Genomic DNA, 20,402 nt, shown 5'->3' on the forward strand with positions numbered 1-20,402 from the left:
GACCATCACCTGGTCCTCGTGGCCTTCCTGGTAGGTGTTGCCGACCGAATCCTCGGTGAAGGCGCCGGCGGTGATCAGGCCCTGCTTGGTGCCGGTGATGGACATATAGGCGGGGGTTGCCATGGATACGTTCCTTGTCGTTGAAAGTGCCCAGGCGATATGCCGGGGGCATCGGTGCTAGACAAGAACCGTGCCACTAGTCTTGAAACTCTTTTCCATCAAGGCGTTATTGGGGGAAGCCAAAAATTGGCTGGCGATTCTCATGGGAAGAACACTGAAAATTGCGCAACTTTTTGCACACCGCTTGCAAAAAGTTGCGCATTCTCTCGGAGCCCTTTGGGTGTTTGTTCCCTAGCGTTCTATCCACAGCTTTATCCACCAAAAAGTTGCACAATGGCTTTTGGATTGTGAGGCTGAATGGTCGGAGTATTTTCTGCCTCTGCCCCTATCCAAACAACGCTTCAGCACGGGTAGTCTGATTGTCCAAACGTTCACCAAGCCCAGCCGGTACAAGCTCACCTTTCCACCGTATGCGTGACCTCTCCCTCAGCCGGTATTCCCCCAATGGGGGCGAACCGCCGTTCAAATGCGGGTGGCCGGCTTGAAGTCGGATAGTCTGACCTCAAAACCGGCAAATCGCCGGTTTTGGATCTCCTGCATTGCAGACAAAGGCTCGCTGCGTTCAAGCGCAAATACGGGAATATCCCGCATTTGAAAACCCGGCTTCAAAAGTACGCAAAACGTCCTTTTGACTGCGGACGAAATTCGTCGTCAGTCGGTGTTTTGTGCGTCCGAATTTCGGACGCACAAAATCCCCCAGATTCGGGGTATTACGAGAGTCTCGTAAAACTCTCACTCCAGCCACCGGCTGAAGCCGCCACTACAAAATATTCGTAGTGAACATGCCCTGATTTTTCAGGAGATGATCGCGCGACCGTGGCCGCAATTTTGTGGAGACGGCGACCCCGCTGAGTTACGGCCTCGGGCATTAACGTTGGAGCAACGTTGGCTAACGGTGGACTAACGTTGATCGCGTTACCGGGAAGGGGGCGCATTTCAAGTGCGCCCCTTGGCGCGACCAGCGATGGCTCCGAACTGAGCCATGGGCTAACGCGGCGCTATCTCACAACCACCAATGGGGGAAGTGAGGAGAATCCCACCTTGCCTGACCAATCGCCAGGGGATCGAACTTACCGGGAGCGACGCAGGCCACCCGGTTGCCCTGCTGGAACTGACGACAGACATTTGAGCTGGCCGGCATAAAAAAGCCCCGCCTGAGCGATTCAGGACGGGGCTTTCCTTTAGGCTTACTGCACCCACCATGCACCCATGAGAGGTGGCTTGTGGCTAATGACTTTTGGTAAGTGCTTGATTTGTATGGCGCATCCGGCGGGATTCGAACCCACGACCCCTGCCTTCGGAGGGCAGTACTCTATCCAGCTGAGCTACGGATGCAGCGCCGCGGCTCGCGCGGCAGGCCGCAATCATACGCATCTCGTCGGCGGGAGTCCATTCCATGTGCGTACGTTCGTGATTTCGAACGAAAATGACCGTCCGTCGAGGATGTGCTCAGAAAAGCAGCAGAATTTTCCGACTTTCGTTGATTTTATCGAACGGGGTATTGCCCTTTGTCAGTGGTGGCCCTAGGATTCGTTTGAGATTTCAAACGCCCCCAAAGCCACAACAACAGGAGACCGGGGAATTGGCATCAGTTCAGCCGGCCGCGTGCCCCTGGAATGACCTCTTTCTGACCTGCCCGTCGCTCGTCCGGCCTTTCGCGCTGCCGGGCCGCCGTGGTGCCGGCGTGGCGTTTCGTCCGCGATCCCTTTTCCGCACGAGCCTTTCGTATCCTCCCCGACGCCTGCCGGCGGTCGCGTTCGTCCGCGTCCGCCCGTTGCGCATGGTGGCCGGCCGGTAACGGCGACGCCGCTGGCACAGGGCGCAGGAAATGGAACACCGGGGCGCTGGCCCTTTCGAATAACCAGCAGGCAACACTTTCCGGTTACAACCGAACCAGACAACCAGGCACGCGGGGTAGTCGAGGTAGACCCGCTGCTCACGGCATTCCTCGAAGGAGACAGGTCATGCAACTCAAAGATGCCAAGCTGTTCCGTCAACAAGCCTACGTCGATGGCGCCTGGGTGGATGCCGACAACGGCCAGACCATCAAGGTGAACAACCCGGCCACCGGCGAGATCATCGGCAGCGTGCCGAAGATGGGCGCCGCCGAGACCCGCCGCGCCATCGAGGCTGCCGACAAGGCCCTGCCGGCCTGGCGCGCGCTGACCGCCAAGGAGCGCGCCAACAAGCTGCGCCGCTGGTTCGACCTGATGATCGAGAACCAGGACGACCTGGCCCGCCTGATGACCATCGAGCAGGGCAAGCCGCTGGCCGAGGCCAAGGGCGAGATCGCCTACGCCGCCTCCTTCCTCGAATGGTTCGGCGAAGAAGCCAAGCGCATCTACGGCGACACCATTCCCGGCCACCAGCCGGACAAGCGCATCATCGTGATCAAGCAGCCAATCGGCGTGACCGCGGCCATCACGCCGTGGAACTTCCCCTCGGCGATGATCACCCGCAAGGCCGGCCCGGCCCTGGCCGCCGGCTGCACCATGGTGCTCAAGCCTGCTTCGCAGACCCCGTATTCCGCCCTGGCCCTGGCCGAACTGGCAGAGCGCGCCGGCATTCCGAAGGGCGTGTTCAGCGTGGTCACCGGTAGCGCCGGCGAAGTCGGCGGCGAGCTGACCAGCAACCCGATCGTGCGCAAGCTGACCTTCACCGGTTCCACCGAAATCGGCCGCCAACTGATGGCCGAGTGCGCCCAGGACATCAAGAAGGTGTCCCTGGAGCTGGGCGGCAACGCGCCGTTCATCGTGTTCGACGACGCCGACCTGGACGCCGCCGTCGAGGGCGCGCTGATTTCCAAGTACCGCAATAACGGCCAGACCTGCGTCTGCGCCAACCGCCTGTACGTGCAGGACGGCGTGTACGACGCCTTCGTCGACAAGCTGAAGGCCGCCGTGGCCAAGCTGAACATCGGCAACGGCCTGGAAGCCGGCGTGACCACCGGTCCGCTGATCGACGCCAAGGCCGTGGCCAAGGTCGAGGAACACATCGCCGACGCGGTCTCCAAGGGCGCCAAGGTGGTTTCCGGCGGCAAGCCGCACGCCCTCGGCGGCACCTTCTTCGAGCCGACCATCCTGGTCGACGTGCCGAAGAACGCCCTGGTGTCCAAGGACGAGACCTTCGGCCCGCTGGCGCCGGTGTTCCGCTTCAAGGACGAGGCCGAGGTCATCGCCATGTCCAACGACACCGAGTTCGGCCTGGCGTCCTACTTCTACGCCCGCGACCTGGCCCGCGTGTTCCGCGTCGCCGAGCAACTGGAGTACGGCATGGTCGGCATCAACACCGGCCTGATCTCCAACGAAGTGGCGCCGTTCGGCGGCATCAAGGCCTCGGGCCTGGGCCGCGAAGGTTCCAAGTACGGGATCGAGGACTACCTCGAGATCAAGTACCTCTGCCTGGGCGGTATCTGAGCCCGGCGAGGAACGCATCCGGAGGGGCCGGACGGCAGGCAAGAGCTGCGCCGTCCGGTGTCGACGTTGCCGGTGGTGGCACCGGACGAACCGGGAGACGCGGTCGCCGATCGCGAAGCGGCTCCGAGCCCTGGCGGGCCTGCAAGTCCCGAGGCAGTCGATCATCGCATGCTGCCTTGGGGAGCTTCCTTCCCGCCTTCATCCTTTGACCCGGCCGACCCGATGAGCGGCCACTGAGGAAGCCATGAGCAAGACCAACGAATCCCTGCTGAAGCGTCGCCAGGCCGCGGTACCCCGCGGCGTGGGCCAGATCCACCCGGTCGTCGCCGAGCGCGCCGAGAACTCCACCGTCTGGGACGTGGAAGGCCGCGAGTACATCGACTTCGCCGGCGGCATCGCCGTGCTGAACACCGGCCACCTGCATCCGAAGGTGATCGCCGCGGTCCAGGAGCAACTGGGCAAGCTGTCCCACACCTGCTTCCAGGTGCTGGCCTACGAACCCTACATCGAGCTGGCCGAGGAAATCGCCAAGCGCGTGCCGGGCGACTTCCCGAAGAAGACCCTGCTGGTCACCTCCGGCTCCGAAGCCGTGGAGAACGCCGTCAAGATCGCCCGCGCCGCCACCGGCCGCGCTGGCGTGATCGCCTTCACCGGCGCGTACCACGGCCGCACCATGATGACCCTGGGCCTGACCGGCAAGGTGGTCCCGTACTCCGCCGGCATGGGCCTGATGCCGGGCGGCATCTTCCGCGCCCTGGCGCCCTGCGAGCTGCACGGCGTGAGCGAGGACGACTCCATCGCCAGCATCGAGCGCATCTTCAAGAACGATGCCCAGCCCCAGGACATCGCCGCGATCATCATCGAGCCGGTGCAGGGCGAGGGTGGCTTCTACGTCAACTCCAAGTCCTTCATGCAGCGCCTGCGCGCCCTGTGCGACCAGCACGGCATCCTGCTGATCGCCGACGAAGTGCAGACCGGCGCCGGCCGTACCGGCACCTTCTTCGCTACCGAGCAACTGGGCATCGTTCCTGACCTGACCACCTTCGCCAAGTCGGTCGGCGGCGGCTTCCCGATCTCCGGCGTGGCCGGCAAGGCCGAGATCATGGACGCCATCGCGCCCGGCGGCCTGGGCGGCACCTATGCCGGCAGCCCGATCGCCTGCGCCGCGGCACTGGCCGTGCTGAAGGTGTTCGAGGAAGAGAAGCTGCTGGAACGTTCGCAAGCCGTCGGCGAGCGCCTCAAGGCCGGCCTGCGCGAGATCCAGGCCAAGCACAAGGTGATCGGCGACGTTCGTGGCCTGGGTTCGATGGTGGCCATCGAGCTGTTCGAGGGCGGCGATACCCACAAGCCGGCCGCCGAGCTGGTCAGCAAGATCGTCGTCCGTGCGCGCGAGAAGGGCCTGATCCTGCTCTCCTGCGGCACCTACTACAACGTCATCCGCTTCCTCATGCCCGTCACCATCCCCGACGCGCAACTGGAGAAGGGCCTGGCCATCCTGGCCGAGTGCTTCGACGAACTCGCTTAAGCTTCACCGGCAAAGCGATACCCCCGAGGCCCGCGCGTCCGCGCGGGCCTTTCTTTCAGAGGCTTCACGGAAACGGAAGCCTCTTTTTTCTGCCAGGGTTTTCCGCGAAACGCCCGACGAACGGTTTTCGCCTGTTACCCTTGGGCGCCTGGCGCATACGAATCCTCCCGCATTCCTCCGGTCGTTCCGTTCGTGGCGATTAGGACAGGTCCTAGAGGCGCACCGTGTTCGTCCGTCATACCCTTGTGTGCCCGCGGGCCGTGTCGTGCCCGCCTGTCATGCCTGGTGCGTCCCGCTCGGTTCGCCAGGTTCGAAGAGGAACGCCATGAGTGCCGCGAAAAAGGCCCCCGTCATCCTGATTGCCGACCCGGACCCCTGGAGTCGCGACTTGCTTGGCCAACTGGTCCTCGGCGTGCGTTGCGATGCCCGGCTGGTCCTCTGCGGCGATGGCGGAGAAGCGCTGGCGCATTGCCGGCGCCGGCGCTTCGCGTTGATCCTGGCCGAGCTGAACCTGCCGCAGGTGGATGGCTTCGAGCTGCTGCGCGAAGCGCGCCTGCGCCGCTCGGTCGCCGAGCAGCCGTTCATCCTGATCAGCGACCGCGCCGACCAGGCCAGCGTGCGCGCCGCCGTGGCACTGGCGCCGACCGCCTACCTGGTGAAGCCGTTCCAGGCCGAGAACCTGATGCAACGCCTGCGAGGGTTGTTGCTGAAGGGCGACGAAGTGGTCGCCTGTCCGCTGCCGGAGCGGGACGCGGGCGAGAACCTGGAGGCTTTCCTCGAACGCGCGCGCGACTCCGCGGAGGGGGCGCCGTTGCTGGCCGACGTGCGTGCCGCCAGCGATCGTTGCCTGAGCGCCGAGGAGCATCCGCTGCGCGTGCTGGAGGATGAGTTCGGCCGCGATCCGCAGATCACCGCTGGCCTGATCGCCGCCGCCAACAGCGCCGCCCGGCACGTCGGTCCGGCCTGCCAGACCCTGGGCCAGGCCCTGCGGCGGCTGGGACTTGGGCACAGCCTGAACCTGGTGCTCGGTTTCAGTCTGCAGCGGGCCATCCAGCTCGGCGAGCCGCTACTGGCCGAGCGCGCCATGCACTTCTGGGATCTTTCGCAACGTTGCGCGGACATCGCCTGGGAACTGGCCGACGCCCTCGGCGCGGACGTCGAGCGCTGCTATACCGCAGGGCTGCTGCATCGCCTGGGCGACCTGGCGCTGCTGCGGACATTGCAGGATTGGTGCGATGGCGGCGGCGCGCTGGACGAGGCGCGGCTCGACGAGCTGCTGGGGCGTTTCGGCGCCAGCTTCGGCTCGGCCCTGCGGGCGCGTTGGCGGCTGCCGCTGGAGCTGCGCCGGCTGATCGCTGCGGCGTACCAGTTCGGTGGCGTGCTTTCCCGCGAAGAGCTGATCCTCAGCCTGGCGAGCCAGGCCGCCAGCCTGCCCGAGGACGACGCGGAGCAACTGGCCGAGAGCAAGGCTGCCCGCATGCTCGGCCTGGACGGCGAACGACTGGCGAAACTGCTGCAGCCCTGAGCCGTCCTCGCCGGGCCTTTGCAAGGGGCGGCGCCTCCCGTAGGGCGGATAACGCGACGCGTCATGCGCCGCTGGGCATGGGACGCGGTTGCAATCGAGCCTCTGGCCGGGGAGATCGGCACCTACCTGCGCGCCGCCGAGTTGCCGGCCGTGGATGGGCGGAAGCGCGCCTAGCGCCGCAGCTCGGCGCGCAACAGGTCCAACGCCGGGTCGATGTCGTCCCGTTCGATGCAGCCGAAGCCGAAGAGGAAGCCGGCCTGTGCCGGGGTTTCCGCGTAGAAGGGCGGCAGGGTGCCGACCTCCAGGCCTTGCTGGCGCAAATGACGGGCGATGCGCAGCACATCCAGCGGTTCGCGACAGCGCGCCGCGAGGTGGATCCCGGCCACCGCCGGCAGCGCTTCGAGCCAGGGGCTCAGGTCGCCGTGCAGGCGTTCCAGCAGGCGCCCGCGACGCTGGGCGTATTCGCGTTGCAGGCGGCGCGTATGGCGGGCGAAGTCGCCGCGCTGGATGAACAGCGCGAGGGCGCGTTGCTGCAAGGTCTCGCTATGCCGGTCGACCAGCTTGCGCGCCGCCAGCACCGCTTCGCGCAGGCTTGCCGGCGGCAGCAGGTAGCCGAGGCGCAGCTCGGGGAAGAGGGTCTTGGAAAAGGTCCCGAGGTAGGCCACCTGGCCGTTCCGGTCGAGGCTGCGCAGCGACTCCAGCGAACGCCCGTCGAAGCGGTACTCGCTGTCGTAGTCGTCCTCGATGATCAGCGCCCGGTGGCGCTGCGCCCAGTCCAGCAACTGCAGGCGCCGCTCCAGGCTCATCGGCATGCCCAGCGGGAACTGGTGCGACGGGGTGACGTAGACCAGCTTGGCGTTGTCCGGCAGCAGGTCGACGCGCAGCCCCTCGGCGTCCACCGGCACTCCGCGCACCTCGGCGCCGGTGGCCAGCAGGCTGGCGCGGGCCGGCGGATAACCGGGTTCCTCGACCACCGCCAGGTCGCCGGGGTCGAGCATCACCCGGGCCAGCAGGTCGAGTCCCTGCTGGGCGCCCTGGGTGACCATCAGGGCGTTCCAGTCGCACTGCACGGCGCGGTTGATCGCCAGGTAGCGGGAGATCGCCAGGCGCAGCTCGGGGTCGCCTTCGGTTTCCTTGTAGAACGCCGGCGAGCGCTGTTGCAGGCGTAGCGCCTGGAGCACGCAGGTACGCCAGGTATCGAAGGGAAAGCGGCGCTTGTCGGTCGTGCCGCCGGCGAAGCTGTAGCGGAGCGGTGCTCGCTGGTCCATCAGACCGGACTGCGGTTCGATGCGTGCCCAGCGCGCGGCCGGCCGCAACGGACCGTCGGCGCGCTGCGGCGGCGCTTCCCCGGCGGGCCCGCGGGCGACGAAGGTGCCGCTGCCGACCCGGCCTTCGAGGAAGCCCTCGCTGGCGAGGCGCTCGTAGGCTTCGCTGACGGTCTTGCGCGACACTTCCAGGCGTTCGGCGAGGTAGCGCGTGGCTGGCAGGCGATCGCCGGTGGCCAGGCGACCATGGAGGATCGCGTCGCGCAGCTGGCGATAGAGCTGGCCGACCAGGTCGTGGCGGCCGTCGAGGATCAGTTGCAGTTCCATGGCGAAATTGGCTACCTGGTATTTCTGGTAATTGGCTCTTCGTGGAAGCCAAAGGCAGGCTTAGTGTTACCCCATGCCGCGCCGCTTTCCACTCTCGCGGCTGCCAATCAGCCAAGGAGATTCGCCATGACCACCCGCCTCGAATGGGCCAAAGCCTCCCCCGACGCCTATGCCGCCATGCTCGGCCTGGAAAAGGCCCTGGCCAAGGCCGGCCTGGAGCGCCCGTTGATCGAACTGGTCTACCTGCGCACTTCGCAGATCAACGGTTGCGCCTACTGCGTGAACATGCATGCCAACGACGCGCGCAAGGCCGGCGAGACCGAGCAGCGTCTGCAAGCGCTCTGCGTCTGGCAGGAAACCCCCTACTTCACCCCGCGCGAGCGCGCTGCCCTGGCCTGGACCGAGCAACTCGCCCGCCTCAGCCAGGGGGCGTTGCCGCACGGCCTGCTCGACGAACTGCGCGAGCACTTCGACGACAAGGAGATCGCCGAACTGACCCTGGCGGTCTCGGCCATCAACGCCTGGAACCGCTTCGGCGTCGGCATGGGCATGCAACCGGAATGAGGTGGACGGCGATGAAGGCCAATCGATCGATCGCCTGCCTGCTGCTCGCCGCGCTGCCGACGCTGGCCAGCGCCCATGTTGCGGAGAAGGTGGAAACCCTGCACGACCAGGCCCTGGCCGAGATTCCCGGCCATCGTGGGTTGATGCTGACGGTGTCGTTCAAGCCCGGCCAGGTCTCCGCGCCCCATGTGCATCCCGGCTCGGTGTTCGTCTACGTGCTCGAAGGCACCGTGCAGACGCAACTGGAAGGCGGCTCGGTGGAGACCTACACGGTGGGCCAGAGCTGGTACGAGCCGGCGAACGTGCCGCACCTGCTGGCACGCAATCCCGATCCGATGAAGCCGGCCAAGTTGCTGGTCTGGGAGTTGCTCAAGGAGGGCGACCCGATCCTCAAGCCACTGGAGCGCGGCGCCCACTGAGGCGTCGCTCGTTCGCCCGGAGGAGCGTCCGTCATGAGCGCCAGCCAGGTCATCCGTATTCGCGCGCGCAATGGTCAGTCGGAACGGCTTGGCCTGCGCCTGCAACAACTGGTCGAACCGGGGCTGGAGGCGCCGGGTTGCCTGGAGTACCAGGTGCGCAGGGACGCCCTCGAGCCGGATCTCTGGCTGGTGTGCAGCCAGTGGCGGGAAGCGCAGCAGATGTTCGACTACCTGGCCGGCGGCATCCAGCAGGTATTCGCCGAAGTGCTCTGGCGCTCCCTGGCGGCGAGCCTCGAAGTGCAGGATGACGCAGGCTAGAGCAAACCCAGCTCGGCGCAGACGATCAGTACCTGCTCGCGCAGCCAGAGGTTCGCCGGGTCCTGGTCGGCGGCGCGGCTCCATGACAGGTGCAGGGCGAACGGCGGCAGCCCGGGCGGTGCGAGGCAGGCGCGATGGCGGCCATCGTCGAGCAGCGCGTGGATACGTCGCGGCAGCATCAGCACGAAGTCGCTGCCCGACAGCAGTTGCAGGGCGGCGACGTAGCTGTTGGCGCGCGCGGCGACTTCGCGGCTGCGGCCCTGGCGTCGCAGCCACGTGTCCACCAGGTTGGCGTTGCTGGCGTCGAGCGGGGTCGGGAAGACGAAGCGGCGCCGGCAGAACTCGTCCAGTTCCAGGCGCTCGTGGCGCGGCTGGGCACGATCCTGCACGCAGAGCAGTTCGTCGCTGAACAGGGCGAGCGCCTGTAGCTCCGGTGCCGGTCGGTGGTACTCGGGACCGAAGTCGAAGACCAGGTCGACCTGGCCGTCGAGCAATGCTTCGGTGGGCAGTTCGGGACCCAGGCGGCGGATGTCCAGGCCGATCCTCGGGCCGTTGGCGGCGAGCCGTCGCAGGAGTGCCGGAAGGATCAGCAGCTCGACGTATTCCGGCGCGCAGAGGGTAAAGGTCCGCGGCTCGCCACGCGGGTCGAAGCTGCCCTGGGCGGCGTGACAGGCGTTGATGCGGGCGAGCATTTCCTCCACGTGGGGCAGCATGGCGCGACTCTTGTGGGTCGGCTGCATGCCGCCGCGGGTGGCGATGAACAGCTCGTCGTCGAAGGCCTGGCGCAGCTTCTTCAGGCAGTAGCTGACCGTCGACGGACTGAGGTTCAGGTGTTCGGCGACCTCGACGAGGTTCTGTCGTTGGTGGACCTGGAGGAAGACCAGCAGGTCCTGCATGTCGACCTTGCGCAGGCCGTTGGCGATCAGCATCGGGGCGTCCTGACGGCGTCGGGAGCGCCATCAGAACCCGTCCCTTTCCTCAGCGCAAGCTTTCGGCGCCGACGCCTCGCGCCTGCCGCTCGGCGAACAGTGCCGCATAGCGCCGCGGGTCGAAGCGCAGGCCCAGCCCCAGTAGCAGCGCCGCCACCGTGGCCAGCCCGAGCCAGGCTCCGGTGAAGCTGCCGAGGCTGTCGCGCAGCAGCCCGGCGATCCATGGCGAGACCCCGGCGATCAGGTAGCCGGCGCCTTGTACCAGGGCAGCCAGTTGACCGGCGCGTTGCGGCGCGTCGAAGTGGTCGAGGCAGACGATCAAGCCCATGGGGAACAGCCCGCCGATGCCCAGTCCCAGACACAGCGCCCAGAGCAGCGGCAGGCTGGCCGGCGCCCAGGCGAGGCCGAGGAAGCCGGCCAGCATCAGCGCCGTTAGCCCGACCAGCACCGGGCGGCGATCCCGCGAGCGGCTGGCCAGGGCCGGCGCGAGCAACCCGGAGAGCACCTCCATGGCCGTCAGGAAACCGAGCAGCAGCCCGGATTCCTGGGCGCTCCAGCCCTGCTCCAGGTAATAGGGCGCGAGCCAGGCCAGCACGCAGGTGTAGCAGGCTGTGCCGAGGCCGAAGAACAGGACCAGCAGCCAGGTCCGCGGATAGCGCAGGAGGCTCCTGCCCGGCTGCGCGTCGGGCAGGCGCAGGCGGGTGCCGGGTTGCAGCCACCAGGCCAGCAGCGCGAGCGCGGCGAGCGCCGCCCAGGCACCGAGGCCGAGCCGCCAGCCGGCGTGCTCCGCCAGGGTCGGCGCGGCGCTGGCGGACAGCGCCGCGCCAGCCATGATGGCGGTGACGTAGAGCCCCATGCAGAGCGGCGTGCGCGCGCCGAAACGGGCCTTGATCAGGGCCGGCATCAGCGCCTGGATCAGGGCGATGCCGAGACCGGCGAGCATGGCGCTGCCGAGCAGGTCGGGCAGGCCTCGGCTGCCCAGGCGCAGGGCGCTGGCGGCGCCGATCAGCAGCAGGGCGAGGGCCACCGAACGCCACTCGCCGACGCGGCGGGCGATGCCCAGGCCGAAGAACATGCCGAGGCCGAGGGTCAGCACCGGCAGGGCGGTCAGCAGCGAGACGGCGCCGAAGCTGAGCGCGATCTCGCCGCGCATGGCGTTCAGCAGTGGGCCGACGGCGGCCATGGAGGGCCGCAGGTTGAGGCCGACCAGGACGATGGCGGCCATCAGCCAGAGGGTGCGGCCGGGTGGGTTGGCAGTGGGCATGGCGATCTCCTTTCGGGAGCACCATTGCGCCTGCGCCAGGGCGTGGCGGCAAATCAAAATCCGCAGGGCGGATTCGAAAAAATGCGCTGGCCAGGGAGTCGGGGCGGACGCTGGCGCAACGTTGCGAGTCGCGAGGTTATCCGCCCCGTGCGGCGCGTGGCCTCACTCCGCACTCAAGCGCATCAGGCTTTCGCTCAGGGCACGCGCGTGGCGGTCGACGATGATCGGCGCCCAGGGCCTGCCGGAAGCGCTGACCAGCGCGCTGCTCTTGCTGTTCAGGTCGCGCAGGGCCTGGCTCAGGTACTCCCAGCGGTTTTCCAGTTTCTTCAGTCCCGCCGGGTTGGCGCTTTGCGCCACCAGCAGGGCGATGCGCCGGTCGATCAGCGGGACCAGCACGCTCTCGTCCTGGCCGAGATAGTCCCGGGGCTGCTCGCGGGCAGTTTCCAGCCCGCCCAGGTAGGCGCGCGCCAGGTATTGCAGGGACAGGTACTCGACCCGCACCGGCAACTGCCAGAGCGGCAGGGGCTGGCCTGGCGGGGGCGGTGGCACCTGGCGTTCCACCAGGTTGAGGAAGTCACGCAGGGCGCGGCTCAGTTGCTGCGGGTAGCGCCAGGGCAGGTCCTCTTCGCGGGGGCCGTAGGCCGCGCCTTCACGGATGCGCGCCACCAGCGTCTTTTCGTCTTGCCGCAGGAGCACCCCCTCGGGGGCGGCGGCGAGCGCGCGGTCGAGGCTGGCGAGGTCCTTCTCCAGTTGCGCCGCGTGCTGTTCCTGGAAACCCTCGCCGCGCAGCAACAACAGGCTGCCCACCGCGCGACAGGCCTGGACCTGCAGTTGTTGCAGGGCGCGTTGCTGGTCGTCGAGGGCGGCGCGCGCCGGCAGCACCAGCAGCAGGCAGTAAAGACAGAGGACAGCGGGAAGCGCGGGACGGAGCATGGGGAGATCCTGTTGTTGTCGTTATGGATATCCGCACCGAGGGCAGGTGCCCTGCACACGGTAGCCGGCCATGGCGCGCCTGCAAGCGTTCGAAAGTGTGATTCGCGCTCAGCCGTGGGTGGCCGCGCGCAGGCCGGCGAGGTCGAGAATCTCGATGCCGCCGTAGCTGAGCTGGAGGATGCCCTGGGCTTCGAGGTCCTTGAGGATCTGGTTGGTGGTCTGCCGCGACAGCGACAGCATCAATGCCAACTGCTCCTGCGGCAGGTGCAGGACCTGCCGGCTGCGGCTGTTGTCGTAGCCCTCGGCGAGCATCAGCAGGCGCCGCGCCAGGCGTTGTGCGGCCGGCAGCAGGGCCATCTCTTCCAGGGCGATGAATGCCAGGCGCAGCTTGTGGCTCATCAGCAGGGCCACGTCGCGCCAGTAGTGCGGCTCGCGGCGAAGCAGTTCGAGCAGCGCCGCCTGCGGCACCTGGAGTAGCTGGGTGTGGCCTTCGGCGTAGGCGTCGTGGGTGCGCGCCTGGCCGTCGAACAGGGCGATCTCGCCGAACCAGTGCGGCGCTTCCACCAGGATCAGCAGCGCCTCCTTGCCGTTCTCGCTGACCGCGCTGATACGGATCGCGCCCTCGACCACGCAGTACAGTCCGCAGGGCGCGTCGCCGCGGGCGAACAGGCGCTGGCCCGGCGGCAACTGGCGCGGTTGGGCGAGTGCCAGCAGGTGCGTCTGCAAGGCCTCCGGCAAACCCTGGAACCAGCGGCCGGCCTGGAGTTGCGAACGGTAGTCGGTACGCTCGTTCATGTTTGTCGTCTAGCTGACAGAGTGGAAAACCGGGGCGGCGCGATGATGCGAGAACCCTGGCGTGAGACCACAACAATGAAAACCCTAGTCGATCACCTTGCGCAATACGCCGCCTACCACCGCGACCGGCGCAACATCTTCAGCCATTTCATCGGCATTCCGATGATCGTCCTCTCCATCGCCGTGTTGCTGGCGCGGCCGGCGCTGGGGTTCGGCCTGTCTCCGGCGCTGCTGCTGGCGCTCGCCGCGGCGCTGTTCTACCTGCGCCTGGACCTGCGCTTCGGCGTGGCCATGACGGCGCTGCTGGCGCTGACGGTGTGGGGCGCTGCGCAATTGGCGGCGGGGACTACCGCGGCCTGGCTGGGCTGGGGCGTCGGCCTGTTCGTGGTCGGCTGGATCATCCAGTTCGTCGGTCATTACTACGAAGGGCGCAAGCCGGCCTTCGTCGACGATCTCAGCGGGTTGATCGTCGGTCCGCTCTTCGTGCTGGCGGAACTGGCCTTTCTGCTGGGGCTGCGCGGCGACGTGCAGCGCGAGGTCGAGGAGCGCGCCGGCCCGACCTGCATTCGCGAGCACAAGCGGGCGGCGTGAGGCGGTCTCCCGCGAGCGCGGGAGACCGGGGTGGGAGCGTTACTTGCGATCCGCAGCGATGCGCTGGCGGATGTGATCGGCGCGGGCCTGGGAGCCCGGGTGCGAATCGAACATGCTGCTGTCGCCGCCGCCCAGCTTGGCCAGCTTCTCGAAGGCGGTGACCAGGCCCTGGGTGTTCACTCCGCGCTTCTTCAGTAGCTCGTAGGAGAAATCGTCGGCGTCGGATTCCTGGGACTGGGAGAACTGCGCGTTGACCAGCGATTCGGTGAGTTCGCCCAGCTGGGAGCCGGACAGGGCGGCCAGCGCGCCGCTCTTCGAGGCGCCGGCGGCGCCGCGCACCGCGGCGGCCGCGTAGGCGGTCTGGGCGGCCTTGCGGGTGTGGCCGAGGGCGACGTGGCCCATCTCGTGGCCGAGCACGCCTTCGATCTCGTTGTCGCTCATCAGCTCCATCAGCCCGCTGTAGACGCGGATGCAGCCGTTGGCCATGGCCCAGGCGTTGACCTCCTCGGTGAGGTAGACCTTGTAGTTCACCGGCACGCCGTCGATCTGGTCGCCCAGGGCCTTGGCGATCTTGTCCAGGCGCTGGCCGTACTTGCTGTTGGCCGGGGCGATGCGGTTTTGCTGGTCGGACTCGGCGCAGGCCTGGTCGGCGACCTGGCGGACCTCGGCGTCGCTCAGGGTTGCAGCCTTCACCGCCATCATGCCGTGCTGCATGAGGTCACCCTGGGGCAGGTTCTGGCAGCCGGCCAGGGTGGCGCAGGCGAGGGCCAGGGCGGAAAGGGAAAGACGGGTCTTCATCGTGTGCTCCTTGCGATAGGTGGCGTTCCGTGCCGGACGGGCGTGTTCCGCCCGGTGCCGCGCGCCCGGTGGGGGTCGCGCGGCGGCGGATGATAGCGACTTGTGCCGTTCGTCGGAAGTCCCGCGAAGGCCGCAGGCCCGCCCTGGCGGGTGCGCAATGCGTCCCTGGCGTCAGTGGAAACCGCGCCAGGCGAGGTCGGCGCCGAGCAGCAGGAGACCGACGAAGAAGCAGCGCCTGAACAGCGTCGCGCTGATCCGCTGGCGCAGCCACTGGCCGAGGAGCATCCCGCCCAGCGCCGGGACCAGGGTCAGCAGAGAGGCGCCGAGCATCTGCGGTTCGAGCAGGTCGCCGTGCACGCCGAGAGTGACCGCCAGGGCCAGGGTCGAGGCGCTGAACGACAGGCCGAGGGCCTGGACCAGTTCGTCGCGCTGCAATCCTAGGGCTCCCAGATAGGGCACCGCGGGAATCACGAAAACCCCGGTGACCGCGGTCAGCGCGCCGGTCGCCAGCCCGACCAGCGGGCCGGCCCAGGGCTCGTGGCGCGCCGGCAGGTGCAGCGGGATCGCGGCCAGGCCGAGCAGCGCGTAGGCCGCCAGGGCCAGGCCGAGCACGCCGGTGGCCTGCCTTGGGGCGTCGCCGCCGAGCCATGCGCCGACCAGCAGGGTGCCCACGATCACCCCGAGCAGCAGGCCGGCCAGGCGCTTCATCAAGCCGAGGAAGCGCGGGCCGCAGGCGAGCTGCCAGAGGTTGGTCACCATCGACGGTACGATCAGCAGCGCCGCCGCCTGCATCGGCGGCATGGCCAGGCCGAGCAGGCCCACCGAGACCGTCGGCAGGCCCAGGCCGACCACGCCCTTGACGAAGCCCGCGAGAAGGAAGGTGAGGGCGATCAGTGGGATCAGGGCGTGGAGGTCGACGGACATGCGGGTTCTTCCTTGTCTCGGGCTGGCGCGAACGGGCGATGGCGGCCAGTATCTCTCGTCGTCGACAGGCAATGTTTCATCCGGAGGTGAAGCATGCAATTCAATCCCGGCTTCAGTTCGCTGGCGGCGCTGCTCGCCGATCCCGGCCGCGCGCAGATGATCTGGGCACTGATGGATGGCAGCGCCCGCCCGGCCAGCGAGCTGGCGCTGCTGGCGGGCGTCTCGCCGTCCTCCGCCAGCGGCCACCTGGGACGGCTGGTCGAGGGCGGCGTGCTGAGCCTGGAGGCGCGCGGGCGCAATCGCTTCTATCGCCTGGCCGGGCCGGAAGTGGGACAGGCGGTGGAAGCGCTGGCCAGCGCCTCCCTGGCCCTGCAGCCGCAGCGGCGCAGCCTGCCGCCGAGCCACGGCACGCCGTCGGCGTTGCGCGAGGCGCGGACCTGCTACGACCACCTGGCCGGCGAACTCGCGGTCGGTGTGTTCGCACGGATGCTGGATGCCGGCTGGATCGAGCAGGAGGGCAGGACGCTGCGCCTGAGCGCGACCGGCGAGGCCGGGCTGGCCAGGTTGGGAATCGACCTGTCGGAGGTCCGCCGCCGCCGTCGGCAGTTCGCCTGCGCCTGCCCCGACTGGAGCGAACGCAAGCCGCACCTCGGCGGCGCGCTGGGGGCGGCGTTGCTGGAGGCCTGTCTGCGCCAGGGCTGGTTGCGGCCGCAGGACGGCTCGCGGGCGTTGCAGGTGTCGTCGAAGGGCCGCGCGGGACTGCGCGGCCTGGCGGAGCGCACGGCGGGCTGAACCCGCCGCGGGATCAGAGATTGGCCACCGGCTGGAAGGCCTTCGGCTTGAAGTAGAGGGTCTCGCCGCGGGCCAGGCCGGCCAGGCTGTCGTGGTCCTTCACCACTTCGGCTTCGATCAGTTCGTCCTGGCCGTCGACCTTCAGCGTTACCCGGGTGATAGCCCCCAGCGGACGGATGTCGCGGACCTCGGCGGCGCGGTGCTCGGCCACCTCGGAACGCGACAGCGACACTTCGTGGGGGCGGAACAGCAGGTGCTGGTCGTTGCCCAGTTGCAGGCGGTTGGAGTCGCCGAGGAAGTGGTAGACGAAATCGCTGGCCGGGTTCTCGTAGACCTCGCCGGGCGAGCCGATCTGCTCGATCACGCCCTTGTTCATCACCACGATGCGGTCGGCCACTTCCATCGCTTCTTCCTGGTCGTGGGTGACGAACACCGAGGTCAGGTTGATCTCCTCGTGCAGGCGCGCCAGCCAGCGGCGCAGCTCCTTGCGTACCTTGGCGTCGAGGGCGCCGAAGGGTTCGTCGAGGAGCAGGATCTTCGGCTCCACCGCCAGCGCGCGGGCCAGGGCGATACGCTGCCGCTGGCCGCCGGAGAGTTGCTCTGGATAGCGGTCGGCGAGCCAGTCGAGCTGCACCATGTTGAGCAGCTCGTGGACCTTGGCCTTGATCGCGGACTCGCCCGGCCGCTCGCCCTTGGGCTTCATGCGCAGGCCGAAGGCGACGTTGTCGAACACCGTCATGTGGCGGAACAGCGCGTAGTGCTGGAAGACGAAGCCGACGTTGCGGTCGCGCACGTCGTGCTGCGAGACGTCCTCGCCATGGAACACGATGTTGCCGGCGTCCGGGGTTTCCAGCCCGGCGATGATCCGCAGCAGGGTGGTCTTGCCGCACCCGGAGGGGCCGAGCAGGGCCACCAGTTCGCCGCTCTGGATATCCAGGTTGATGTTGTCCAGGGCCTTGAAGGCGTTGAAGTTCTTGCTGACGTTACGGATTTCGATGCTCATGGTTCATTCCTCGTCAGCATTGCTTTTCAGTCGGGACATGCGGGATTCGCTCCACTGCTTGAGCAGAAGGATGACCAGCGCCATCAGCAGCAACAGGCTGGCGACGCTGAAGGCGGCGACATGGTTGTATTCGTTGTAGAGGATCTCGACGTGCAGCGGCAGGGTGTTGGTGACACCGCGGATATGCCCGGAAACCACCGACACCGCGCCGAACTCGCCCATCGCCCGCGCGGTGCAGAGCACCACGCCGTAGATCAGGCCCCACTTGATGTTCGGCAGGGTCACGTGCCAGAACATCTGCCAGCCGTTGGCGCCGAGCAGGCGGGCGGCTTCCTCCTCCTGGGTGCCCTGCTCCTGCATCAGCGGGATCAGTTCGCGGGCGACGAAGGGCACGGTGACGAAGAGGGTCGCCAGGACGATTCCGGGCACCGCGAAGACGATCTGGATGTCGTGGTCGCTCAGCCATTCGCCGAAGTAGCCCTGGGCGCCGAACAACAGCACGTAGATCAGGCCGGCGATCACCGGCGAGACCGAGAACGGCAGGTCGATCAGGGTCACCAGGATGCTCTTGCCGCGAAACTCGAACTTGCTCACGCACCAGGCGGCGGCGACACCGAACAGCAGGTTGAGCGGCACCGAGATGGCCACCGCGATCAGGGTCAGCTTCAGCGCGGCCAGCGCGTCGGGTTCGAGGATCGCCTCGAAGAAGGTGCCGAAACCCTGCTTCAGCGCCTCGCTCAGGACCACGTAGAGCGGCAGCAGGAGGAACAGGGCGAAGACCAGCCAGGCCAGGACGATCAGGGCCAGGCGGCCGCCGGCGTTGCCGCGGCGGGAGGCGCTGGCGGTGGCAGCGGAAATGCTTGCACTGGACATGGCGCCCTCCTTACGGGGTTTCGATGCGACGCTGCAGCAGGTTGATCAGCAGCAGCAGGATGAAGGACACCACCAGCATCAGCACGCCGATGGCGGTGGCGCCGGTGTAGTCGTACTGGTCCAGCTTGACCATGATCAGCAGCGGCAGGATCTCGGTCTTCATCGGCATGTTGCCGGCGATGAAGATCACCGAGCCGTATTCGCCGACGCCCCGGGCGAAGGCCAGGGCGAAACCGGTCAGCCAGGCCGGCAGCAGCGCCGGCACGAGGATATGGCGGAACACCTGCAGCGGCCTGGCGCCGAGGCAGGCGGCGGCTTCCTCGACTTCCTTGGGAATGTCGGCGAGCACCGGCTGCACCGTGCGGACCACGAACGGCAGGGTCACGAAGGTCAGCGCCAGGGTGATCCCCAGGGGGGTATAGGCGATCTTGAAGCCGAGGTCGCTGGCGAACTGTCCGACCAGGCCGGCCGGCGCATAGAGCGCGGTGAGGGCGATACCGGCGACGGCGGTGGGTAGGGCGAAGGGCAGGTCGATCATGGCATCGATGATCTTCCGTCCGGGGAATTCGTAGCGCACCAGGACCCAGGCCAGCAGCGTGCCGATCAAGCCGTTGAGCACGGCGGCGGCGAGCGCGGTGCCGAAGCTCAGCTTGAGCGCGGCGAGCACCCGCGGCGCGCTGATGATGGCCCAGAATTGCTCCCAGCTGAGCTGGGTGGTCTTGAGGAACATGGCCCCCAGCGGGATCAGGACCAGCAGGCTGAGGTACACCAGGGTGTATCCCAGGGTCAGCCCGAAGCCGGGTATGACCGGGGAAATGCGTCGTGACATGTTCTGTCCTTACTCTGCGTTGGAACGCTTGGTGGCTCTCCCGGTGCCGGTTCCTTCCGGCAGTGGGCCCGGTACGGGACCGGGCCTGCTAGCCCCCTCGCCCGTCCGGGAGAGGGTCTGGGAGAGGGGCCGTGGTTCGGGCGACGGGTCTGCCGTCGCGATCATTGCGCCTGGTAGATCTGGTCGAAGATGCCCCCGTCGTTGAAGAACTTCGGCTGGGCCGTCTTCCAGCCGCCGAAATCGGAGTCGACGGTGACCAGGTTCAGTTTCGGGAACTGCGTGGCGAACTCGGCGGCGACCTTCTGGTTGCGCGGCCGGTAGAAGTTCTGCGCGGCGATGCGCTGGCCTTCCTCGCTGTACAGGTATTGCAGGTAGGCCTCGGCGACCTTGCGGGTGCCTTTCTTCTCGACCACCTTGTCGACCACCGCGACCGGCGGTTCGGCGAGGATGGAGATGGAGGGCACGACGATCTCGAAGTTTTCCCCGCCCTGTTCCTTCTTCGCCAGGAACGCCTCGTTCTCCCAGGCCAGCAGCACGTCGCCGATCTGGTTGTTGACGAAGGTGATGGTCGAGCCGCGGGCGCCGGTGTCGAGTACCGGTACGTGCTTGTACAGCGCCTGCACGTAGTCCTTGGCCTTCTCGTCGCTGCCGTACTGCTTCTTCGCCCAGGCCCAGGCGGCGAGGAAGTTCCAGCGCGCGCCGCCGGAGGTCTTCGGGTTCGGCGTGATGACTTCCACGCCTTCCTTGGTCAGGTCGCCCCAGTCCTTGATTCCCTTGGGGTTGCCCTTGCGCACCAGGAACACGATGGTCGAGGTGTAGGGGGTGCTGTTGTCCGGCAGGCGTGCCTGCCAGTCGGCCGGCAGCAGCTTGCCGAGCTTGTGCAGTTCGTCGATGTCGCCGGCCAGGGCCAGGGTCACCACGTCGGCCTTGAGCCCGTCGATCACCGCGCGGGCCTGCTTGCCGGAGCCGCCGTGGGACTGCTGGACGGTCAGGTCCTCGCCGCCCTGGGCCTTCCAGTGCTTGATGAAGGCCGCGTTGTAGGCCTGGTACAGCTCGCGGGTCGGGTCGTAGGAAACGTTCAGCAGTTGCGTGGCTGCGGCAACCGGGCCGGAGACCAGGGCGCTGGCGAGTGCGGCCAGGGCGAAACGACGAAGGGACATGTGCAGCTCCTAGGTGTGTGCTGTTTCGATTG

General features: G+C 67.4%; 20 protein-coding genes and 1 tRNA gene. 8 read left to right on the top strand and 13 right to left on the bottom strand.

Going from position 1 to position 20,402, the window contains the following annotated elements:
• Both tssD and LJF27_RS18925 read right to left on the bottom strand, forming a co-directional pair.
• Positions 1-123: type VI secretion system tube protein TssD (gene tssD / locus LJF27_RS18920; protein ID WP_034048843.1), on the bottom strand; the 123-nt coding region annotated here is incomplete at its 3' end.
• Positions 124-1,378: 1,255 nt separating this feature from the next.
• Positions 1,379-1,455: transfer RNA gene (locus LJF27_RS18925), tRNA-Arg, on the bottom strand.
• Between the two features lie 629 nt (positions 1,456-2,084).
• Here LJF27_RS18925 and gabD point away from each other — a divergent pair.
• The 3 genes from gabD to LJF27_RS18940 all read left to right on the top strand — a co-directional run bounded on the left by gabD (position 2,085) and on the right by LJF27_RS18940 (position 6,586).
• Positions 2,085-3,536: an NADP-dependent succinate-semialdehyde dehydrogenase gene (gene gabD / locus LJF27_RS18930; protein WP_003106269.1), complete on the top strand. Its 1,452-nt coding sequence runs from the start codon at positions 2,085-2,087 to the stop codon at positions 3,534-3,536.
• Positions 3,537-3,780: 244 nt separating this feature from the next.
• Entirely contained in the window at positions 3,781-5,061 is a 1,281-nt protein-coding gene (gabT, locus tag LJF27_RS18935; RefSeq protein WP_003106268.1) for a 4-aminobutyrate--2-oxoglutarate transaminase, read from the top strand.
• Positions 5,062-5,386: 325 nt separating this feature from the next.
• The gene (locus LJF27_RS18940; RefSeq protein WP_019725712.1) at positions 5,387-6,586 is read left to right on the top strand and encodes an HDOD domain-containing protein; all 1,200 of its coding nucleotides are present in this window, start codon (positions 5,387-5,389) and stop codon (positions 6,584-6,586) included.
• 170 nt (positions 6,587-6,756) lie between these two features.
• On the opposite strand, the gene LJF27_RS18945 is transcribed toward LJF27_RS18940, so the two are convergent.
• A complete protein-coding gene (locus LJF27_RS18945; protein WP_003106262.1) occupies positions 6,757-8,178 on the bottom strand; it encodes a PLP-dependent aminotransferase family protein in 1,422 nt (473 codons plus the stop codon).
• Between the two features lie 126 nt (positions 8,179-8,304).
• Here LJF27_RS18945 and LJF27_RS18950 point away from each other — a divergent pair, with 126 nt between their 5' ends.
• Genes LJF27_RS18950 through LJF27_RS18960 form a run of 3 tightly spaced genes read left to right on the top strand, consistent with a single transcriptional unit; the run spans position 8,305 to position 9,479 of the window.
• The gene (locus LJF27_RS18950) at positions 8,305-8,742 is read left to right on the top strand and encodes a carboxymuconolactone decarboxylase family protein (protein ID WP_003106260.1); all 438 of its coding nucleotides are present in this window, start codon (positions 8,305-8,307) and stop codon (positions 8,740-8,742) included.
• A gap of 11 nt (positions 8,743-8,753) precedes the next feature.
• Positions 8,754-9,161, top strand: coding sequence for a cupin domain-containing protein (locus tag LJF27_RS18955; RefSeq protein ID WP_003112927.1), 408 nt, complete (start codon positions 8,754-8,756; stop codon positions 9,159-9,161).
• A 33-nt stretch (positions 9,162-9,194) separates the two neighbouring features.
• Positions 9,195-9,479: an antibiotic biosynthesis monooxygenase family protein gene (locus LJF27_RS18960; protein ID WP_003106257.1), complete on the top strand. Its 285-nt coding sequence runs from the start codon at positions 9,195-9,197 to the stop codon at positions 9,477-9,479.
• Here the strand turns inward: LJF27_RS18960 and LJF27_RS18965 are convergent.
• The 4 genes from LJF27_RS18965 to LJF27_RS18980 all read right to left on the bottom strand — a co-directional run bounded on the left by LJF27_RS18965 (position 9,476) and on the right by LJF27_RS18980 (position 13,400).
• Entirely contained in the window at positions 9,476-10,408 is a 933-nt protein-coding gene (locus LJF27_RS18965; protein WP_023089555.1) for a LysR family transcriptional regulator, read from the bottom strand. The genes LJF27_RS18960 and LJF27_RS18965 overlap by 4 nt on opposite strands.
• Before the next feature lie 49 nt (positions 10,409-10,457).
• Positions 10,458-11,672 carry a CynX/NimT family MFS transporter gene (locus LJF27_RS18970; protein ID WP_003118714.1) on the bottom strand — a complete coding sequence of 405 codons (1,215 nt, stop codon included), beginning with the start codon at positions 11,670-11,672 and terminating at the stop codon, positions 10,458-10,460.
• A 162-nt stretch (positions 11,673-11,834) separates the two neighbouring features.
• Entirely contained in the window at positions 11,835-12,605 is a 771-nt protein-coding gene (locus LJF27_RS18975; RefSeq protein WP_003107718.1) for a hypothetical protein, read from the bottom strand.
• Between the two features lie 108 nt (positions 12,606-12,713).
• A complete protein-coding gene (locus LJF27_RS18980; protein ID WP_003107720.1) occupies positions 12,714-13,400 on the bottom strand; it encodes a Crp/Fnr family transcriptional regulator in 687 nt (228 codons plus the stop codon).
• 75 nt (positions 13,401-13,475) lie between these two features.
• Between LJF27_RS18980 and LJF27_RS18985 the strand changes: the two genes are divergently transcribed.
• The gene (locus LJF27_RS18985) at positions 13,476-13,991 is read left to right on the top strand and encodes a DUF962 domain-containing protein (protein WP_003107722.1); all 516 of its coding nucleotides are present in this window, start codon (positions 13,476-13,478) and stop codon (positions 13,989-13,991) included.
• Positions 13,992-14,030: 39 nt separating this feature from the next.
• Here LJF27_RS18985 and LJF27_RS18990 read toward each other — a convergent pair whose 3' ends face one another.
• Together LJF27_RS18990 and LJF27_RS18995 are read right to left on the bottom strand one after the other, a co-directional pair.
• Positions 14,031-14,789, bottom strand: a complete 759-nt coding sequence (locus LJF27_RS18990; protein WP_003084230.1) for a M48 family metallopeptidase — start codon at positions 14,787-14,789, stop codon at positions 14,031-14,033.
• Positions 14,790-14,960: 171 nt separating this feature from the next.
• Positions 14,961-15,713, bottom strand: coding sequence for a sulfite exporter TauE/SafE family protein (locus LJF27_RS18995; RefSeq protein ID WP_003118717.1), 753 nt, complete (start codon positions 15,711-15,713; stop codon positions 14,961-14,963).
• 93 nt (positions 15,714-15,806) lie between these two features.
• Here LJF27_RS18995 and LJF27_RS19000 point away from each other — a divergent pair, with 93 nt between their 5' ends.
• Positions 15,807-16,505: an ArsR/SmtB family transcription factor gene (locus LJF27_RS19000; RefSeq protein ID WP_003118718.1), complete on the top strand. Its 699-nt coding sequence runs from the start codon at positions 15,807-15,809 to the stop codon at positions 16,503-16,505.
• A 13-nt stretch (positions 16,506-16,518) separates the two neighbouring features.
• Here LJF27_RS19000 and LJF27_RS19005 read toward each other — a convergent pair whose 3' ends face one another.
• The 4 genes from LJF27_RS19005 to LJF27_RS19020 all read right to left on the bottom strand — a co-directional run bounded on the left by LJF27_RS19005 (position 16,519) and on the right by LJF27_RS19020 (position 20,370).
• Positions 16,519-17,508 carry a sulfate/molybdate ABC transporter ATP-binding protein gene (locus LJF27_RS19005; protein WP_003118719.1) on the bottom strand — a complete coding sequence of 330 codons (990 nt, stop codon included), beginning with the start codon at positions 17,506-17,508 and terminating at the stop codon, positions 16,519-16,521.
• Positions 17,509-17,511: 3 nt separating this feature from the next.
• A complete protein-coding gene (cysW, locus tag LJF27_RS19010) occupies positions 17,512-18,381 on the bottom strand; it encodes a sulfate ABC transporter permease subunit CysW (protein WP_003084239.1) in 870 nt (289 codons plus the stop codon).
• 10 nt (positions 18,382-18,391) lie between these two features.
• The gene (cysT, locus tag LJF27_RS19015; protein ID WP_003084241.1) at positions 18,392-19,210 is read right to left on the bottom strand and encodes a sulfate ABC transporter permease subunit CysT; all 819 of its coding nucleotides are present in this window, start codon (positions 19,208-19,210) and stop codon (positions 18,392-18,394) included.
• A 161-nt stretch (positions 19,211-19,371) separates the two neighbouring features.
• A complete protein-coding gene (locus LJF27_RS19020; RefSeq protein ID WP_003084243.1) occupies positions 19,372-20,370 on the bottom strand; it encodes a sulfate ABC transporter substrate-binding protein in 999 nt (332 codons plus the stop codon).
• Positions 20,371-20,402 lie beyond the last annotated feature (32 nt).

This window comes from Pseudomonas sp. 203-8, from assembly GCF_020708595.1.
Classification (GTDB): domain Bacteria; phylum Pseudomonadota; class Gammaproteobacteria; order Pseudomonadales; family Pseudomonadaceae; genus Pseudomonas; species Pseudomonas aeruginosa.

Excerpts from the sequence above, each read along its gene's own strand:
- gabD (WP_003106269.1), top strand. The coding sequence starts at position 2,085 with ATGCAACTCAAAGATGCCAAGCTGTTCCGTCAACAAGCCTACGTCGAT.
- gabT (WP_003106268.1), top strand. The coding sequence starts at position 3,781 with ATGAGCAAGACCAACGAATCCCTGCTGAAGCGTCGCCAGGCCGCGGTA.
- LJF27_RS18940 (WP_019725712.1), top strand. The coding sequence starts at position 5,387 with ATGAGTGCCGCGAAAAAGGCCCCCGTCATCCTGATTGCCGACCCGGAC.
- LJF27_RS18945 (WP_003106262.1), bottom strand. The coding sequence starts at position 8,178 with ATGGAACTGCAACTGATCCTCGACGGCCGCCACGACCTGGTCGGCCAG.
- LJF27_RS18950 (WP_003106260.1), top strand. The coding sequence starts at position 8,305 with ATGACCACCCGCCTCGAATGGGCCAAAGCCTCCCCCGACGCCTATGCC.
- LJF27_RS18955 (WP_003112927.1), top strand. The coding sequence starts at position 8,754 with ATGAAGGCCAATCGATCGATCGCCTGCCTGCTGCTCGCCGCGCTGCCG.
- LJF27_RS18960 (WP_003106257.1), top strand. The coding sequence starts at position 9,195 with ATGAGCGCCAGCCAGGTCATCCGTATTCGCGCGCGCAATGGTCAGTCG.
- LJF27_RS18965 (WP_023089555.1), bottom strand. The coding sequence starts at position 10,408 with ATGCTGATCGCCAACGGCCTGCGCAAGGTCGACATGCAGGACCTGCTG.
- LJF27_RS18970 (WP_003118714.1), bottom strand. The coding sequence starts at position 11,672 with ATGCCCACTGCCAACCCACCCGGCCGCACCCTCTGGCTGATGGCCGCC.
- LJF27_RS18975 (WP_003107718.1), bottom strand. The coding sequence starts at position 12,605 with ATGCTCCGTCCCGCGCTTCCCGCTGTCCTCTGTCTTTACTGCCTGCTG.
- LJF27_RS18980 (WP_003107720.1), bottom strand. The coding sequence starts at position 13,400 with ATGAACGAGCGTACCGACTACCGTTCGCAACTCCAGGCCGGCCGCTGG.
- LJF27_RS18985 (WP_003107722.1), top strand. The coding sequence starts at position 13,476 with ATGAAAACCCTAGTCGATCACCTTGCGCAATACGCCGCCTACCACCGC.
- LJF27_RS18990 (WP_003084230.1), bottom strand. The coding sequence starts at position 14,789 with ATGAAGACCCGTCTTTCCCTTTCCGCCCTGGCCCTCGCCTGCGCCACC.
- LJF27_RS18995 (WP_003118717.1), bottom strand. The coding sequence starts at position 15,713 with ATGTCCGTCGACCTCCACGCCCTGATCCCACTGATCGCCCTCACCTTC.
- LJF27_RS19000 (WP_003118718.1), top strand. The coding sequence starts at position 15,807 with ATGCAATTCAATCCCGGCTTCAGTTCGCTGGCGGCGCTGCTCGCCGAT.
- LJF27_RS19005 (WP_003118719.1), bottom strand. The coding sequence starts at position 17,508 with ATGAGCATCGAAATCCGTAACGTCAGCAAGAACTTCAACGCCTTCAAG.
- cysW (WP_003084239.1), bottom strand. The coding sequence starts at position 18,381 with ATGTCCAGTGCAAGCATTTCCGCTGCCACCGCCAGCGCCTCCCGCCGC.
- cysT (WP_003084241.1), bottom strand. The coding sequence starts at position 19,210 with ATGTCACGACGCATTTCCCCGGTCATACCCGGCTTCGGGCTGACCCTG.
- LJF27_RS19020 (WP_003084243.1), bottom strand. The coding sequence starts at position 20,370 with ATGTCCCTTCGTCGTTTCGCCCTGGCCGCACTCGCCAGCGCCCTGGTC.